This window comes from Methanococcus mangrovi (genome assembly GCF_054506835.1).
Map to the genome: position 1 here is coordinate 680,125 of NZ_CP197114.1, position 16,903 is coordinate 697,027.

General features: G+C 32.0%; 16 protein-coding genes. 4 read left to right on the plus strand and 12 right to left on the minus strand.

The genetic code is table 11. From position 1 onward, the window contains the following. Positions 1 to 14 precede the first annotated feature (14 nt). The 7 genes from uvrB to ACS5L2_RS03725 all read right to left on the minus strand — a co-directional run bounded on the left by uvrB (position 15) and on the right by ACS5L2_RS03725 (position 9,870). Positions 15 to 1,955 carry an excinuclease ABC subunit UvrB gene (gene uvrB, locus ACS5L2_RS03695; RefSeq protein WP_459202418.1) on the minus strand — a complete coding sequence of 647 codons (1,941 nt, stop codon included), beginning with the start codon at positions 1,953 to 1,955 and terminating at the stop codon, positions 15 to 17. Further along, positions 1,952 to 3,535, minus strand: coding sequence for an excinuclease ABC subunit UvrC (uvrC, locus tag ACS5L2_RS03700; RefSeq protein ID WP_459202419.1), 1,584 nt, complete (start codon positions 3,533 to 3,535; stop codon positions 1,952 to 1,954). Before uvrC ends, uvrB begins: the two co-directional genes overlap by 4 nt. 7 nt (positions 3,536 to 3,542) lie before the next feature. Then, on the minus strand, positions 3,543 to 6,398 hold the full coding sequence (gene uvrA / locus ACS5L2_RS03705) for an excinuclease ABC subunit UvrA (RefSeq protein WP_459202420.1): 2,856 nt from the start codon (positions 6,396 to 6,398) through the stop codon (positions 3,543 to 3,545). Between the two features lie 126 nt (positions 6,399 to 6,524). Beyond that, on the minus strand, positions 6,525 to 6,944 hold the full coding sequence (locus ACS5L2_RS03710; RefSeq protein ID WP_459202421.1) for a hypothetical protein: 420 nt from the start codon (positions 6,942 to 6,944) through the stop codon (positions 6,525 to 6,527). A gap of 9 nt (positions 6,945 to 6,953) precedes the next feature. Further along, positions 6,954 to 7,157: an exodeoxyribonuclease VII small subunit gene (locus ACS5L2_RS03715; RefSeq protein ID WP_459202422.1), complete on the minus strand. Its 204-nt coding sequence runs from the start codon at positions 7,155 to 7,157 to the stop codon at positions 6,954 to 6,956. Positions 7,158 to 7,178: 21 nt separating this feature from the next. Then, a complete protein-coding gene (gene xseA / locus ACS5L2_RS03720; RefSeq protein ID WP_459202423.1) occupies positions 7,179 to 8,402 on the minus strand; it encodes an exodeoxyribonuclease VII large subunit in 1,224 nt (407 codons plus the stop codon). A 124-nt stretch (positions 8,403 to 8,526) separates the two neighbouring features. Further along, a complete protein-coding gene (locus ACS5L2_RS03725; RefSeq protein ID WP_459202424.1) occupies positions 8,527 to 9,870 on the minus strand; it encodes an MATE family efflux transporter in 1,344 nt (447 codons plus the stop codon). Between the two features lie 138 nt (positions 9,871 to 10,008). Here ACS5L2_RS03725 and ACS5L2_RS03730 point away from each other — a divergent pair, with 138 nt between their 5' ends. From ACS5L2_RS03730 to ACS5L2_RS03740, 3 genes are all read left to right on the plus strand, one after another. Then, positions 10,009 to 10,335 (plus strand): hypothetical protein, encoded by a 327-nt coding sequence (locus tag ACS5L2_RS03730; protein ID WP_459202425.1) that lies wholly within the window; start codon positions 10,009 to 10,011, stop codon positions 10,333 to 10,335. Between the two features lie 289 nt (positions 10,336 to 10,624). Next, positions 10,625 to 10,879: a PRC-barrel domain-containing protein gene (locus ACS5L2_RS03735; protein ID WP_011868608.1), complete on the plus strand. Its 255-nt coding sequence runs from the start codon at positions 10,625 to 10,627 to the stop codon at positions 10,877 to 10,879. Between the two features lie 24 nt (positions 10,880 to 10,903). Beyond that, positions 10,904 to 11,707, plus strand: a complete 804-nt coding sequence (locus tag ACS5L2_RS03740; protein ID WP_459202426.1) for an aspartate dehydrogenase — start codon at positions 10,904 to 10,906, stop codon at positions 11,705 to 11,707. Positions 11,708 to 11,766: 59 nt separating this feature from the next. Here ACS5L2_RS03740 and ACS5L2_RS03745 read toward each other — a convergent pair whose 3' ends face one another. Together ACS5L2_RS03745 and ACS5L2_RS03750 are read right to left on the minus strand one after the other, a co-directional pair. After that, the gene (locus ACS5L2_RS03745) at positions 11,767 to 12,696 is read right to left on the minus strand and encodes an EF-Tu/IF-2/RF-3 family GTPase (RefSeq protein WP_459202427.1); all 930 of its coding nucleotides are present in this window, start codon (positions 12,694 to 12,696) and stop codon (positions 11,767 to 11,769) included. 213 nt (positions 12,697 to 12,909) lie between these two features. Next, on the minus strand, positions 12,910 to 13,527 hold the full coding sequence (locus tag ACS5L2_RS03750) for a DUF4013 domain-containing protein (RefSeq protein WP_459202428.1): 618 nt from the start codon (positions 13,525 to 13,527) through the stop codon (positions 12,910 to 12,912). A gap of 4 nt (positions 13,528 to 13,531) precedes the next feature. Here ACS5L2_RS03750 and ACS5L2_RS03755 point away from each other — a divergent pair, with 4 nt between their 5' ends. Further along, positions 13,532 to 13,789, plus strand: a complete 258-nt coding sequence (locus tag ACS5L2_RS03755; RefSeq protein WP_459202429.1) for a hypothetical protein — start codon at positions 13,532 to 13,534, stop codon at positions 13,787 to 13,789. Between the two features lie 123 nt (positions 13,790 to 13,912). Here the strand turns inward: ACS5L2_RS03755 and ACS5L2_RS03760 are convergent, their stop codons facing one another. Genes ACS5L2_RS03760 through ACS5L2_RS03770 form a run of 3 tightly spaced genes read right to left on the minus strand, consistent with a single transcriptional unit; the run spans position 13,913 to position 16,902 of the window. Beyond that, positions 13,913 to 15,136: an ABC transporter permease gene (locus tag ACS5L2_RS03760; protein ID WP_459202430.1), complete on the minus strand. Its 1,224-nt coding sequence runs from the start codon at positions 15,134 to 15,136 to the stop codon at positions 13,913 to 13,915. 13 nt (positions 15,137 to 15,149) lie between these two features. Then, on the minus strand, positions 15,150 to 16,409 hold the full coding sequence (locus ACS5L2_RS03765; RefSeq protein WP_459202431.1) for a COG1361 S-layer family protein: 1,260 nt from the start codon (positions 16,407 to 16,409) through the stop codon (positions 15,150 to 15,152). A gap of 10 nt (positions 16,410 to 16,419) precedes the next feature. Further along, positions 16,420 to 16,902: a hypothetical protein gene (locus tag ACS5L2_RS03770; protein WP_459202432.1), complete on the minus strand. Its 483-nt coding sequence runs from the start codon at positions 16,900 to 16,902 to the stop codon at positions 16,420 to 16,422. Between the last annotated feature and the right edge of the window lies 1 nt (position 16,903).

Genomic DNA, 16,903 nt, shown 5'->3' on the forward strand with positions numbered 1-16,903 from the left:
TAAAATAAGTATAATTATTTAATTTTTTTCTTAAGTTTTGCAATTGTATCCCTTATTTTGATTGCTTTTTCAAATTCGAGCGCTTCTGCGGCTTCATACATTTCAGCTTCAAGCTCTATAATGACATTTGGAATATCTGTTACAGGAATATGTTTTACATCAGAAATATCGACTACTTTTTCCCTTATTGGTTTTACAATAGTTTTTGGCGTGATATTGTGCTTTTCATTGTATTCTTTTTGAAGTTTTCTTCTTCTTTCTGTCTCAGAAACTGCTTTTTTAATTGAATCGGTCATTTTGTCGGCATAAAGCACAACTTTTGAGTTTGCATTTCTTGCAGCACGGCCAATTGTCTGAATCAAGCTTTTATCGTTTCTCAAAAACCCTTCCTTGTCAGCATCGAGTATTCCAACGAACCCGACTTCGGGAATATCTAATCCTTCCCTCAACAAATTTATTCCAACGAGGCAGTCAAATTTTCCAAGCCTTAAATTTCGAATAATTTCTGTTCTTTCGATTGTATCTATGTCAGAATGCAGGTATCTTGCTTTAACATTTCTTTTTGCTAAATATTCTGTTAATTCCTCTGCAAGACGTTTTGTAAGGGTTGTAATTAATACCCTTTCTCCTTTTTCGACCATTTTTTCAGTTTCTTTTATTATATCTTCAACCTGATTTTCAATTGGTCTTATTTCAACTTCGGGGTCCAAAAGTCCAGTTGGTCGGATAATCTGTTCTACAACCTGATTAGAATTATCTAATTCGTATTCTCCAGGAGTTGCTGACACAAAAATTACATTATTCATGTATTTTTTAAATTCTTCAAATCTAAGGGGGCGGTTGTCATATGCACTTGGCAATCTGAATCCATAATCAATCAAAGACTGTTTTCTTGACCTATCTCCTTTATACATCCCTCGAATTTGTGGGAGTGTCTGGTGGCTTTCGTCAATTACAATTAAAAAATCTTCCGGAAAATAATCTAAAAGGCAGTATGCAGGCTCTCCTTCTTTTCTATTTTCAAAATGCCTTGAATAATTTTCAATTCCCTTACAGCTTCCAGTTTCTTCAATCATTTCTATGTCATAAAGAGTTTTCTGCTTTAACCTGTGGGATTTTAGCATGTCTAAATGTGGAAGCCATTCATCGAGTTCCTTTAAAATGGAGTTAATTGCATTTTTTTTATCTTCTTCAGGAATTACGAAGTGTTTTGCAGGGAACATATAAAATGAATCTAATTCATGTTTTTTGGACATGTTTTTTGGATCCAATTCATAAATTCTATCTATTTCATCCCCGAACATTTCAACTCTTAAAATATCGTCCTGATATCCTGGAATAATATCTAATGTATCGCCTTTTACCCTGAATCTTCCTGGAACTAACTCCATATCGTTTCTTTCGTATTGAATATCTACTAATTTTTCAATAATGTCTGATCTTTTGATTTTTTCTCCAATTTTAAGTTCAAAACCCATTTCTTTAAAGAGTTCAGGATTTCCAAGACCATATATGCAGGAAACCGATGCCACAATTATTACGTCCCTTCTCGAAAGAATTGCAGAAGTTGCACGAAGACGCATCTGTTCAATTTTCGGGTTGATTTGTGCATCCTTTTCAATATATTGATCTTTTTGAGGAATATATGATTCAGGCTGGTAGTAATCATAATATGAAACAAAGTATTCTACTCGATTTTCAGGAAAGAATTCTTTAAACTCATTATAAAGCTGTGCTGCAAGTGTTTTATTGTGTGCAATTACCAATGTTGGTTTTTGAACTTTTTCAATCACGTTTGCAATAGTAAAAGTTTTTCCAGAACCTGTAACACCAAGCAATGTCTGCTTACTTTTTTCTGGATTTTTTTCAAGCCCATTTACAAGCTCTGCAATTGCTTCTGGCTGGGACCCTTTTGGTTCAAAATCTGCTTTTAATTTGAAATTTAGAGAACTCATTTTATCAATTCCTTTTTCCTAAGTAATCGATTATAATTTATTGCAAATCTGTGTGCTTCATCACGAATTTCTTGAATAAATAGGGATGCTTTTTCATTTTTCTTTATTGGAAGTGGATTTTCGATTCCCGGAGCGTAAATTTCTTCTTCACGTTTTGCAATCGAAATTAGCGGAATTTTAAGTTTTAATTTTTGAAGTTCTTTAAATGCTGATGAAAGCTGGCCTTTTCCACCATCAATAATTATTAAATCAGGCAGTTCCAAATTTTCTTCGATTAATTTACTGTATCGCCTAAATACTACTTCAGAAATCGATTTGAAGTCATCTATTCCCGAAACTGTTTTTATTTTAAATTTACGGTAATTTTTTTTGTCAGGTTTTCCATTTCTAAACTGAACCATTGAGGCAACAGTGGAAGTTCCAGAAAGATGCGATATATCAAAGCACTCTATTACATTTGGGTGTTTATCAAGCATTAATTTGTTTTTTAAGCTTTCAACTTTTATTTCATTTCCATTAACATAAATTTCAAGATTTTTTATAGCAAGGTCTAAAAGCTGTTTTTTCTCGCCTTGTTTAGGAATTTTAAAAACAACTTTTGAGCCTTTCTTTTGAGATAAATATTCTAAGAGTGCATCAGAATTATAATCATAATGCTCTTCTTCGATATTTTTGGGTGGCTCTGAAAGTATAATCTCTGAAGGAACTTCGTTTTCCAAATAATATTGGATTAAAAACTCTTCAAAGAAATTTTCTGTGTAATCAAATTCAAAGTATTTTCTATCAAACAGAGTTCCTTTCAATACGTTAAAAACCATTATATGGATTTTCTCGTCTTTTTCAAGAATGCTGATTACGTCTTCATTGTATTTTACATCTCTTTTAACATTTTGGCGGATTTTTAACCGTTCAATTGCATTTATTTCTTCTCTAATCAATAAAGCTTCTTCAAACTGCAGATTTTTTGATTTTTTATCCATTTCAATTTTAAGTTCATCAATCAACGAATCAATATGCCCTTTTAAAACGTGTTCTGCTTTTTTAATCTGATTTAAATAAGTTTTAGAAGTTATATCTCCACTACATGGTGCAGTGCAGTTTTTTATATGATTTCTCAGGCAGGGGCGTTTGTGCATGTTTTTGCATGACCTGATTTTAAATGTTTTTTTTAAAACGTCCAAAACATAATCTCTTTCCTTTGCAGAAGTAAATGGCCCGTAAAATTTTCCTTTTTCGGATTTATTCCTCGATATTCCGATTCTTGGGAAATCTTCTTCGCTAATGTAGATATATGCGTAATTTTTAGAGTCTTTTAAGTCAATATTGTATTTGGGACTGTATTTTTTGATTAAAGTACTTTCTAAAATCAAAGCTTCGACTTCATTATCTGTTACGATAAATTCCATGTCGTAAATTGATTTTACGAGTTGTTCGGTTTTAGGGTCGTGATTTTTTTTATTAAAGTAGCTACTAACTCTTTTTTTCAAGTTTTTGGCTTTCCCAACATAAATTACAGTTCCGGATTCGTTTTTATAAATATAACAGCCCGGATTTTTTGGAATATCTGAAATATTTATCATATTATCTTTAATTTTTGGAAAGAATATTTTTTAAGAATTTTCCAGTATGGCTTAATTTACATTTTGCAATTTCTTCGGGAGTTCCTGTTGCAATTATTTCGCCACCAAATTCCCCACCTTCAGGTCCAAGGTCGATTATGTGGTCAGCACATTTTATTACATCGAGGTTATGTTCGATTACAACTACGGTGTTTCCTTTTTCAACGAGGCTATTTAAAACATCGATTAATTTTTTAACATCGTGGAAGTGAAGTCCCGTTGTTGGTTCATCAAGTAGATATATGGTGTTTCCTGTCGCTCTTTTTGATAATTCCCTTGTTAATTTAATTCTCTGAGCTTCTCCACCTGAAAGGGTTGTGGAACTCTGACCTAGTTTGATGTATCCAAGTCCAACATCACAAAGGGTTTCTAATTTTGTCGAAATCTGCGGAATATTTTTAAAGTGTTCTCTTGCTTCTTCAACGCTCATATCTAAAACGTCAGAAATTGATTTTTCTTTGTATTTTACTTCAAGAGTTTCTTTATTGTATCTGGCACCTTTACACTCTTCACATTCCACAAAAACATCAGGTAAGAAATTCATTTCTATTTTTATAACTCCATCACCCTGACAGTTTTCACAGCGACCTCCTTTGACGTTAAACGAGAATCTTCCTGGGCCATATCCTTTTACCTTTGCTTCTTTGGTTTCTGCAAAAACCTGTCTGATTTTATCAAATACTTTTGTGTAAGTTGCAGGATTTGATCTTGGGGTTCTTCCAATCGGGCTCTGGTCGATTACAACAACTTTATCGATTTCCGAATCAATTTCGAGGTTGCATTTTTCTTTAGTGTTTTCGTAAAGCTGATCTTCAAAATCAAGTTCTTCAACACTTTCTTCGGATTTTATTTTTTCTTTCAATGCAGGATATAAATTTTCATAAATTAAAGTGGATTTTCCGCTTCCAGAAACTCCTGTAATCACATTAAATACTCCGGTTGGAATTTCAACAGATACCTCTTTTAAATTGTTCTGTCTGCAGTTTGAAAGTTTTAAGAATTTATCGCTTTTTTTTCTATTTTTTGGTATTTCGATTTTTAATTCTCCTGAGAGGTATTTTCCGGTTAAAGAATCCTTATTTTTTGAAATTTCTGCTGGTGTTCCAACCGCAACAACATCTCCGCCATGAACTCCAGCACCTGGCCCCATATCTACGACATAATCCGCATTTAAAATTGTATCTTCGTCATGTTCAACAACAACGAGAGTATTATCTAAATTTCTTAATTTATGGAGTGTTTCGATTAATTTTTGATTATCTCGCTGGTGAAGTCCAATTGATGGTTCATCAAGTACGTACAAAACACCAGTTAAGTTTGAACCAATCTGTGTTGCAAGCCTGATTCTCTGAGCTTCTCCACCTGAAAGTGTTCCAGAACGTCTTGAAAGTGTTAAATATCCCAAACCAACGTCATTTAAGAATTTTAATCTTGATTTTATTTCTTTTATGACCTGTTTTGCAATTTCATATTCTTTATCGGTTAATTTTAAATTATTAAAGAATTCTTCCGCTTTTGAAATTGAAAGGTCGGTTATGTCAATGATAGATTTGTCTTCTATTTTCACAGCAAGGGCTTTATCTTTTAAACGCTTTCCGCCACATTTTGGACACAAACTGACTTTCATGAACTTTTCAAGTTCTTTTCTCCGGTATTCTGACTTAGTTTCATTGTAAAGCCTGATTGATTGTGGGATAAGTCCTTCCCATGGTTTATTCTGGCTCCATTCGGTATCTCCACTGCCGTTTGATACTTTAAAATGAATTTTTTCAGGACTTCCATACATCAATATGTCAAACTGTTCTTTTGAAAGGTCTTTTATCGGCGTTAAAACCGTAAATCCAAAGTGATTTGCAACTGCAGCCAAATGTTGTGACCTGTATCCATCAAGGAAGTTTCTATAAAGCGCAACTGCGCCATCTGCGATACATTTATTTTTATCAGGAATTATTAAGTCCGCATCAAACTCCATTTTTATTCCAAGACCGCTACAGTATTCGCATGCACCAAATGGACTGTTAAACGAAAACATTCTTGGTTGAAGTTCTTCAAAAGAAATACCACAAATTGGACATGCTAAATTTGAAGAATAAATTTTTTCAACTTCTTTGTTATTTATATTGCCGGTTACAATCAAAAGTCCGCCTGAACGTTCAAGTGCCCTTTCACAGGCTTCAACAAGCCTTGAGTGGTCGTCTTTTGGAGTTAATCTATCAATAACAATTTCAATATCATGTTTTTTGTATCTTTCAAGTGTTATTTCGTCATCAGTTCTGTAAATTTCGCCATTTACACGAATTCTTGCAAAACCTTCAGAATTCAAGTCTTTAAAGAGTTTTTGATAGGTTCCTTTTTTCTGTCTAACAATAGGGGACAATATCGTTACAGTTTCGGAAAATTCTTCTTCAATTTTTTCAGCTATTTTTTCAGGACTCTGTGATTCTATTTTGATATTGTGTTCAGGACAGTATGGAATTCCAATTCTTGCGTAAAGCAGTCTTAAGTAGTCATAAATTTCAGTAACTGTTCCAACAGTACTTCTTGGGTTTTTACTCGTTGTTTTCTGCTGTATTGCAATTGCAGGGGATAATCCTTCAATACTGTCGACATCAGGCTTATTCATAAGCCCTAAAAACTGCCTTGCGTATGCTGAAAGTGATTCAACGTATCTTCTCTGACCTTCTGCGTAAATTGTATCAAATGCTATCGTGGATTTTCCAGAGCCAGATACCCCAGTTACAACTATTAAATTATTTCTTGGGAGTGTTAGCGAGATATTTTTTAAATTGTGTTCTCTTGCGCCTTTTATGATGATATCTTTCATAACTATCATTTGGAATAATTTGGATTAAGATTTTTATAAAAATATAAGTAACGGTGTATAAAATAAAAACGGTACGAAAATCGGATAATTTATTGATTTTATGTGTAAAATTAATCCGACTTTGAATTATTTATTGATTAAAATTAGTCCCAAGACACAAAAAGAAATCCCTAAAACTTTTAAAAAACTGATATTTTCTTTAAATAAAAGTATTCCTGTTGGAATTAATAAAACTGCAACTGCAACATATGCAGTAAGTGCTGCAACGCTTACATTCCAGCCTGTACGGTAAACAAGTAAAAATCCAAGTTCTAAAAATACAATGGAAATTCCGAGTACGTAGCTTGCCCAGTTTAGATTTTTTACAGATTCAATAATATTGATTTTTCCGTTCAAAACCATGATGATAACAGCTGTAGAGACTATTGAAACGAGATATGTAATTAAAAGTGAAACATACGGGTTTGCACTGTTTGAAATTGATTTTTGGCAGATATGGTATAATATACTTGCTAAAATTACGATAATCATTGATAAATAGTACATAAAATCCCCTTATTCATCGTTAAAATCAATTTCGCCATTTTTTGAAAGAAGTTTTACCTTTCCTTCGGCTTCATTCAATATTTTGTATAATTTGTTACTTAATTTTATCCCTTCTTCGTAGTTTTTCATCGCTTCTTCAAGGGATAGTTCGTCATTTTCCATCGAATTTACGATATTTTCAAGTTTTTCAATTAATTCTTCATAATTATCCATAAATATCACCTTTATCAGTTTTTATTCTTTCAAAGTAATATGTGCATCAACGGTCCCATCTTTTAACGTAATTTTTACATCATTTTCCGTTTTAAACGAATTTTTGGAGCTCATAATTTTTTCATTTTTATCCTGTATGATGCTGTATCCTTTATTTAATACATTTAATGGATTGTATGCATTTAAAAGTGAATACGACTTTTCAAAGCGCTTTAATTCGTATGAAATCTTATTTTTAATTTCATGATGTACCTGTGTCATGATTTTATCAATATGGAGTTTCTGTTTTTCAATTTTTGATAGGGGGCTGTTTTTTTCAATTTTTGAGTAAAGAAGGTCTATTTCATAAGACATATTTTCAATTTTATTTCTTATCTTATGATTCAATATTTTTTCGAAGTTAATTATCGTTGATTTTAGTTCGTATTCATTGTAAACGGTAAGTTCCGCGGCATTTGATGGTGTTGCAGCCCTTAAATCACTTACAAAATCGGAAATCGTAAAGTCAGTTTCATGTCCGATTCCAGTAACCACTGGTTTTTTTGAATTAAAAACTGCCCTTGCAAGCGATTCATCGTTAAAGCACCATAAATCTTCCATTGAACCTCCACCACGAGCAATAATTATTAAATCAATTTTTTCAAGTTTATTCAGTTCAGAAATCCCTTCAATAACTGTTTTTGCAGCAGATTCGCCCTGAACTACCGCAGGGTAAATAATTAAATTAACAGAACTGTTTCTATTTCTTGTAACTTTAATAATGTCCCTGATAGCAGCCCCTGTTGGAGAAGTGATTATTCCGATGTTTTTAGCATATTTTGGAATTTTTTGTTTACATTCTTCACTAAACAATCCTTCACTTTCGAGTTTTTCTTTCAATTTTTCAAATTTTACAAATAAATCTCCAATTCCATCTTTTTCCATAAAATTACAGTAAAACTGGTATTTTCCAGTTTTTTCGTATAAAGAAACTTTTCCTTTTAGGATTACGCCCATTCCTTCAGCCGGGCTGAAATTTAAGTTTTTCGCGTAGGGTTTAAACATTACGCAGTCAATTGCACTATGTTCATCTTTTAAAGTGAAATAAACATGCCCTGATTTATGTATCGTACAGTTTGAGATTTCTCCTTTTATTGATGCTCTTTTTAATAAAAAATCTTCTTCTAAGGTAGTTTTTACGTAAGAATTCAATTCTGAAACCGTAAGAGTATCTGTAAATGCACTTTCGAGGGTTAATTGGACCATATTTTAACCGTTTTAATTTTAAAATTTTAAAATCAGTAGTTTTTAAGAAATATTACTTTTATTATTTATACTATTTAGATAAATCGCTGTTAACTTTTAATTTATTAGATTTTAATTTAAAATCCTAAATTATTCTTTTTATCTTTTTAAATTCTTTGATCACGAAGTAAATTGTAAAAATAAAGCCAAGGTACTCTGAAAATACTGTTGCAAACCATATTCCATTAATTCCAAGGTATATTGGAAATATGAGAATTGCAGGGAGTATAAATATCAATGTCCTTCCAAGGGATAGAAAACCCGCAATTCTGGGCTGTTCTGTTGCTAAAAAATACATTATAAGTACCATCGATACGCCCATGATTAAAATTGCGAAGTTGTGTATTTCAAGCCCTGTTGTGGTAGTTTTTATTAACTCTGCATCATAGGGGCTGAAAATATTTATCAAGATTTCAGGGAATTTTAAGATGAATAAAAATGAAAAAATGCCGATTAGAGTATTTGCAAATACTGCTTTTTTTAATATTTTAAAAACCCTTTCAAATTTTTTAGCTCCGTAATTATAGCTTATCAAAGGCTGAACGCCTTCTGAAATCCCTAAATAAATCATGTATAAAAATGACGTAATATATAGTACAATACCGTATGCAGAAATATCTATTGAGCTTCCATACCTTATAAACTGGATATTATGCACAACCATCATTATTCCAAATGCAAGTTCCATGATAAACGGTGAAAATCCGGTTTTTACAATTCGTTCTATGATCGAAAATTCTGAAAATGGATTGATTTTTCCAATTTTTACGTTTGATTTACCACTTAAAAAGTGTTTTAAATAAAATATGGTCCCGATAGTTTGTGCAAGCACTGTTGCAGCGGCAGCACCAAAAACACCAAGATTGAATAACACTATCAAGAAGTAGTCGAGTATAATATTCGATACAGACATCAATACCAGTATAATCATTGCTTTTTTTGGAAAACCATCGTTTCTAAGCAGTGGGTCAAAAGATATTGCAGAAATTTGTGCAATTGCTCCGATAATTATTATTTTTGAATAGTCTGTAACATATGTTTTTAAGTTACCCGTAAGTGATAAGTTTGAAATAACGGGGTCGATAATCAACAGTCCTAAAATCGTAATTATAAAACTTATTAATATAATGTAGCTTATTGCAGTTTTTAATATGTTTGAGGATAGGTCGTAATCTTTTTTTCCAAGACTTATTGAAATTATTGCAGAAGCTCCAGCTCCAATCATAATTCCAATAGACCCAATTGCAATTAAAACTGGAAAAGCGAGTGTTATACCTGCAAGGCCTTCGGCTCCAACGGTTCTTCCAATAAATATCCCGTCAATTATGCTGTATATTCCAATAATGATTGTGCCTGCAATTGAGGGAATTACGTATCGCAATATAAGTTTATTGAGATTTTCGTTTTCTAATTTTGCAACCTGCTTCATAACGTGCCTTTCTGTATTGTAAAATAGAATCTGCGTTTTTTTATAGCGTTTTGAGGACTATATTAGTTGATAAAACATATATATACTTCTTTTTATAAAATTTAATTACTGAATAATGTTAGATTTGGGGTGGCGTATATGATAAAATACGGGGGAAGCGTAGGCGAAAACGAAGTAATTCTTAGAAATATAGGCTATTTGGAAAGTAAAAACTACAATTACATGTCGGAAATTGTTCCAGAAGCTTTAAAAAAGACATTATCTGGAATAGATTCGATTAACATGGCAGAAAAACTGCTTCCAGAATTGGATAATGAAAGGGTAAAAAAAGACCTTGAAAAAATTTTGTCTGCTGAAAAAAAGGAGCTTGTTGAACACGTTGTACTTATTTTAAATTATGAATATTTCAACAACGGGATCAATGTTTTAGATGCGGATTTAATTAATCAAGATTTGGTTAAATAATTACATTAATTTTTGCATTTTGTAAGGTGTTAAATTTAAGTTATTAAACAATCTTATTCGTAACTACATGTTTAAAATTGCTAATTAGCAGTTCTATTTTAAATGTTTTTAAAACTATTTTTTGCTGTTTTTTGAAATAAAATTAAAATATATTCAACAGTTATAGTATAGTATCCTTGAGAATAATTAATAAAACATATAAATGAAGTATATTAAAAATATTAACGATTAACAAATATTTTATATTACCTTGTTCATATTATTGAAAGAATTTAACGGGAGGAGTAGTATGGCAATTAAAATTAGTGACTTGTTGAACAAAAAAATATACACTACGGATGCTATATACGTTGGTAAAGTTTACGACGCCATGGTTGATACTGATAAGGCTGCAATAAGCGGTATTGTTATTACAGATGTTTCAAGCGGATGCTTAAGCGAAAATATCGATGATCCTACGAAAAAAGTAGTATTGCCATTTAATTTAATTTCTGCAATAGGAAATATTATTTTAATAAAGCCTCCAATCACGGGCAGATTTTAATTAATTAACCAAGTCGAGATTAAGATGTTGAAAATAGGTTTAGTGGGATGTGGAGCAATTGCTTCACTAATCACCAAGGCTTTGATGTCGGATAGACTTAACAAAGCAACAGTTCTGGCTTTTTACGATGGAAATTTGGAAAAGGCGGAAAAACTCGCGAAGGAAACCGGAGCTGATTTTTGTAAATCTCTCGATGAACTGGTTTCAAAAGACCTTGATTTAATTGTAGAATGTGCTTCAGTAACTGCTGTCGAAGATACGGTTATAAAATCACTTAATAACAATAAAGATGTTATAGTGATGAGTGTAGGTGCATTTGTAGATAAAGATTTATTTATAAAGCTGTATAAACTTGCAGAAAAACTTGGGAAAAAAATATACATACCCTCAGGCGCAGTTGCAGGAATAGATGCTGTAAAATCCGGGTCTCTCGGTAAAATTTCAGAAGTTACCCTGACTACAACAAAACCTGTTCACGGCTTAAAGAGTGCGCTTGAAGAACAGGGGGTAAACACCGATGAAATAAAAGAGCCAAGAGTAGTTTTTGAAGGAACTGTTTTTGAAGCAATTTCAAAATTTCCGCAAAACATCAACGTTTCAGTCGTTTTATCCCTTGCATCGAGGTACCCTGCAAAAGTAAAAATTATTGCAGACCCAAATGCAGTTGTAAACAGGCACGAAATTTTGGTTAAAGGCTCAATTGGAACTATAAAAACGTGTGTAGAAAATAACCCTTGTAGAGACAATCCAAAAACATCTGCACTTGCAGCATATTCGGTTATTCGATTGATAAAGGACCTTTCTGAACCTGTAAGAATCGGAACCTAAAATTATTTTTTTAAAATTTTAAAAAAAGAAATTTTTAATTTTTTTTATTAATTTTAATTTTATTTAATTTTTGAAACACCAATGACTCTAACTTTTGCACTTCCATCCAACATCACGAAAGTGTCTCCCTTTTCAAAAGCAACTGGTTTTAATAATTTTAATTTTAGTTTGTTTCCATCTTTTTCTTCAATTTTACAGCTTATGGTTTGAAGACCGGTAATTATCTGGTAACTTTCGCCAGCTGCAACTTCTTTATTCATGTATGGATTCCATCTCATTTCAAGTTCAATTACATCAGAAACGTTTAATTCACCGTTTGAAAGAATCATACCTCTATCTAAATCTTCGACGCTGACTCCTTTTAATGAAAGGCCAACTCTTGAATTTATCCCAGCTTCTTTTACGTCTCTATCATGTACTTGAATACTTTTTACCATTGCTTTATTGTTTGTCGGGTATATCCTTAAATTATCATGTATTGAAACTGTTCCTTTGTCTACTTTTCCAAGGATTACTGTTCCAACACTTCTTACTGAAAAAAAGTGATCTATTGGCACCTTTACAAATTCCTTGCTTTTTTCAACTTCTGGAAGCAAAACCATTTTTTCTCTAATCTGGATATAGTCTTTTTCTAAAATTTCGAAGTTTTTCATCGAAGTATTTGCAATAATTCCCTTTAACTGTTCAACATCAACGTATTCGCCAACTACAAAAAATCCACGACTTACGCCAAACATGTCGAGAGTTAAAAGTGTTTCCCCGATTTCAGGTTTTATTTCGTCAATAAAGACAAGTGCATAGTCAAGCATATTTATTGTATAAATTAAAGGCTGGATTTTTTCAGGGTACCGTGTAGGCTCGACAAATACTGAAGAATCGTCACCATTTTTGTAATTGTAGAGTGTAATGTCAGTAGACGTTCCTTTTTTTGCGATGTTTTTCCCGGCATCTTCAAAGTCTCCAAATAGCCCTATTGTAACATTTTTCATAAATTTCACCATGTTTCCATTCAAACTGTTTCATAAGTAGGTGCTTTTAGGTATATAATAGATACTATTCTTCAAAAGAGTACTGTATGATTATTTTTTTAATTTTAAAATCGATAGTTTATAAAAAATTTTTAGAAATTGTTATTTTAAAATATTTCGGATAATAATTTATACATATAATTTTGAGTTCAATCCGATTAAATACATTTATTTTTATTTTGTTAATGGGTCGTTTCGACCTGTTGAAATATTATAATATGTCCCAATACCTCTTGAAAGCCATAAAAAAATTGTAAAACATACAAACGAATTTATATAAAGCGCAGGAATCCAAAATATCTGCCAACTCAAAAAATTCGGGTCAGTTATTAAATTTGGATTTGCTACAACTTTATCAATAACTAATTCAATGAGGTAACTTATCAATAATTCAAATACACTGTATATACCTATTAAAAGAAATGAAGCGACTAAATAATTAATATATTCTTTAGAATACCGTTTAAAAGACTTTTTAACGTTAAAAAGCGCTAAAAATTTATTTTTTTCAATGTAATTCAATGTTCCAAGCGGTATATAAACCCACGAGAGAAACGAGCAAACATATGATAAATTCGAAAGAATGCCCAAATCAGGTAAATTTAGAACGATTTGCGCAAGTAATATCATGTAAAAAGGACTTTGAAAAATTATTCCAAGTATAAAAAGTCCAATCGTGTAAATAACGCCGTATTTTAGTAACTCTAAAACACCCGTCCAGTCAGGTATATTTTGACCATTTATCGTATATTTTATGGTTTTAAGCCAGTAGCCGTTAATTAAAAATGTCAATAAAATGCTAAAAATAAAGAAAAATCCAAAAACTGCCCCAGATATAATTAAAAGTACATCAGTTGTTAAATTTAAGTTATTTTTAAAAATATCAATTAAAAAGTTTGATTCTGAGGTTATTGTGCTTCCGAGGATAACAAAAAAAGCAAACAAACTAAGAAAGCTGAATAATATGAAAATAGAACTTAAAAAATGCACCGTACTTCCAAAAATTAAGTTTTTTGGATTTGAAAAAACATCCAGGGCAGGATCTTTTATGTAGTTTGTATAAATTTCGTTTACTCTCATTTTAAAACCAAAAAACGGAAATGAAAGGATTTTAAATATTTTCATGGTACTTTCATCTTTTTGTTTAATTACTTTTTTACGATTTTATTATTAATATTTATTCACTTCTAAGGGCATCAACAGGTTTTAGTTTTGACGCGTTGTATGCAGGAACTGCGCCTGCTAAAATGCCCGCACCTATTGAAACGACCAATGCAACGACAACTGCCCTGATACTCACATACAATTCAAAAGGTGTTCCAAACCTCAGTGCTATTACATAGGTAATAACCTGTGTAATCAAAACTCCTATTAAAAGGCCTAAAAATCCTCCTGCAAGGCCAATAAGTCCAGAATTAAACAGGAACAGTAATAATATATCCTCGTTTTTTGCCCCGATTGCTTTCATGATACCTATCTCTTTTGTTTTTTCTAAAACTGCCGTGAACATGGTATTTGAAATTCCAAATGCTCCAACTATCAGGGAAATTCCTGCAATAAATGATAGAAACAGGGTTATTCCACCAATAATGGATTGGGAACTTTCAATAAATGATTTTGCAGAAGATATGTAGAAATCTTGATTTTTTTCAGTAACGTGTCTTGAAGTTCTCAGTTTCTGTTCAATATCCTGAACTGCTGCATCGGTATCTACGTTTTCTTTTAATTTAATTTGCAAGCTGTCATACGTTCCACGTTCTTTGGGCACGCTGTAGTCTGAATCCTGTTCAATGTCGTAGACAGAGTCTAATGGGGCGTAAATTCCTCCAGAAAATAAACTTGCAAGTCCATTTGAATCGTTATCAAGTATTCCAATGACTCTGAATGATTTATTTCCAATTTTTATAATCTGGTTGATATTTATTTTACGGTTAAATTCTTCATTTGCAAGGTAATTACTGATTACAACAACATTTTTATCGCCGGGCTGTAGCATTCTTCCAATTTCAACTTTTTCTTGTGTTATTTTTGGCCAGACTGCTGGATCAACTCCAGTTATCTGCGAATACGATTCTTTATCCCCATAAGAAATCTTTGAATAAGTAGTTACTCGTTTGTCAACGTATTCAACCGAAGGTATCCCTTTGATTACAAGTACATCCGTTTTTGTTAGTTCTGGTGTTTTGCTGCTTGTTTCAGTCGTTATCGCGTATACGGAAATTACATCTCCACCAAGTTTTTCAAGTTCATGTGTTACTTGCTTTTCCATTAATTCTCCTGCCGAGATTATCGTAATTACCGATGCAACCGCAACCACTACGCCGATAATAGTAATCCAGCTCCTTAATTTACTCCCCTTTACCATATTAAAGGCAAGTTTAAAAATTTTTGAGGGTTTCATAACTCAGTCCCTCTTATTCTTTTTTAGTAGATTTGATTTTTTTGAGAATTTTACGGATTATGAATATACCTAAAATTAATATTGCAATTATAACTATTCCTGCCATTATTAAATATCCTGTAAATCCGCCGTTTCCGGAATCAGACTGGGTAAGGTATGTAAATGCTACATTTGAGTTCGAAACAAGGATTTCTTTTTCTACTATTTTTCTATTTCCTTCATTTGACGTGTAGTATGCTTCAACTTTAATTGGAATTTCAGACTGGTTTGAACTGTCTGGTAAGAGGTTAAAACTTGCATAGGTATAATCTCCAGCATCCAAATTTCCAATTATTGCATTATTTGACCCAATTATAGTCCAGCCGTCTTGTTTTGGGATATACATCGATACAGATTTTGTATCACTGTTTCCAACGTTCATTATTGAAAACGTATAAGAACTGCCTAAATTTTCTGAAAATGCTATTTCAAAATCCGCCTTTTCTAAAATGTGAATACCTGCATCCTGGATAACATTTTTTTCAGAGCTGTTGATTGTATCCTCGTAGTTTAAGTACATATTTATCTTGTATAATCCTGGTTCTATGTCTGAACCTGCCATAACATCGTAATCTAAATTTACAGCCTGGTTTACACCAATATATTTTACAAATCTTGTATTTCCAGAACCAAGTGGCAGTATTTTATTTTCTGGTGTATCCCACGAAAATGTTAAATCTTTTAATGGCGCAGAACCTGCATTTTTTATGGTAAACGTGAGTTTGGAGTTTTCTCCAGGGTTTAATTCTGAGGTGCTGAGCATAACTTCTGCATTTTCTTTATTTCCAACATCTATTGTTAATTCGGTTTTATAACCTGTTTTAGTTAAATCTCCTTTTTTATAAAGTAATACTTTTAAAGGATAGTTTCCAGAGGTTACTTCTTCATTTACACGTAATTTAAATGCTGTAATAATTACTTCTTTATCATCGTCTTGGTATTTATCTAAAAAGCCAATTTCTTTGGATAACTCCTCACCGGCAACTTTTTGGAATGGGTATGAAGGATCAATTTCTAATATGTATTCTCCAGCAGATTTTCCGCCTTCATTTTTAACGCCGATTCTAACTTCAAAAATGTCTCCGCCAACTGCGGGAGTCGGGTCCTGATTTACAAGATTAATAGAAACTAACGAAATGTCTGAAATTGATGTTTCTGCGTAAACTGGTGCTATTGCTACTGAAAGTAACATTAAAAGTGTTATTAGGGATATTATTATTTTTTTAAAGCTCATTTACTCACCATTAGAATTTAAACAGTTTTTTATTTTTTTCAAAGTAAAATATTACGCAAATATTAAAAATCAGAAGAAATACGTATTTTAAGAAGGTTAGTGCATAAAGTATTTCTGCAGAGCTGTTTAAACTATACAATACGTGATAATTATCGATTAAACTATAAATTACTTCATTTAACGGGTATTTCATTTCATAAACCATCTGAATAATTATCGAAAAGTTCAGTAGCCCCTGAAAAAACATCCAGCTTACAACTAATTCAAGTGCGTACAACTTTCTGTCACTAATTCCAAGCAAAATTACTGCCCAAAGAATACATAGCAATCCTCCAACAATTTTTGAAAATATTCCCTGGAGTAGTAATGTTCCAAACAGTAATTTACCATCAAAAATCGAATAAACTGCCAGTAAAATGTTGATGATAAATATTATGTAGATAAATCTCATCAAAAATGGTAGTCTGGTTCGATCAACGATTTTAATATTCATA

Bases quoted from the DNA above. Each gene is read 5' to 3' on its own strand.
- uvrB (WP_459202418.1), bottom strand. From the start codon at position 1,955: ATGAGTTCTCTAAATTTCAAATTAAAAGCAGATTTTGAACCAAAAGGG.
- uvrC (WP_459202419.1), bottom strand. From the start codon at position 3,535: ATGATAAATATTTCAGATATTCCAAAAAATCCGGGCTGTTATATTTAT.
- uvrA (WP_459202420.1), bottom strand. From the start codon at position 6,398: ATGAAAGATATCATCATAAAAGGCGCAAGAGAACACAATTTAAAAAAT.
- ACS5L2_RS03710 (WP_459202421.1), bottom strand. From the start codon at position 6,944: ATGTACTATTTATCAATGATTATCGTAATTTTAGCAAGTATATTATAC.
- ACS5L2_RS03715 (WP_459202422.1), bottom strand. From the start codon at position 7,157: ATGGATAATTATGAAGAATTAATTGAAAAACTTGAAAATATCGTAAAT.
- xseA (WP_459202423.1), bottom strand. From the start codon at position 8,402: ATGGTCCAATTAACCCTCGAAAGTGCATTTACAGATACTCTTACGGTT.
- ACS5L2_RS03725 (WP_459202424.1), bottom strand. From the start codon at position 9,870: ATGAAGCAGGTTGCAAAATTAGAAAACGAAAATCTCAATAAACTTATA.
- ACS5L2_RS03730 (WP_459202425.1), top strand. From the start codon at position 10,009: ATGATAAAATACGGGGGAAGCGTAGGCGAAAACGAAGTAATTCTTAGA.
- ACS5L2_RS03735 (WP_011868608.1), top strand. From the start codon at position 10,625: ATGGCAATTAAAATTAGTGACTTGTTGAACAAAAAAATATACACTACG.
- ACS5L2_RS03740 (WP_459202426.1), top strand. From the start codon at position 10,904: ATGTTGAAAATAGGTTTAGTGGGATGTGGAGCAATTGCTTCACTAATC.
- ACS5L2_RS03745 (WP_459202427.1), bottom strand. From the start codon at position 12,696: ATGAAAAATGTTACAATAGGGCTATTTGGAGACTTTGAAGATGCCGGG.
- ACS5L2_RS03755 (WP_459202429.1), top strand. From the start codon at position 13,532: ATGCTAAAAATAAAGAAAAATCCAAAAACTGCCCCAGATATAATTAAA.
- ACS5L2_RS03760 (WP_459202430.1), bottom strand. From the start codon at position 15,136: ATGAAACCCTCAAAAATTTTTAAACTTGCCTTTAATATGGTAAAGGGG.
- ACS5L2_RS03765 (WP_459202431.1), bottom strand. From the start codon at position 16,409: ATGAGCTTTAAAAAAATAATAATATCCCTAATAACACTTTTAATGTTA.
- ACS5L2_RS03770 (WP_459202432.1), bottom strand. From the start codon at position 16,902: ATGAATATTAAAATCGTTGATCGAACCAGACTACCATTTTTGATGAGA.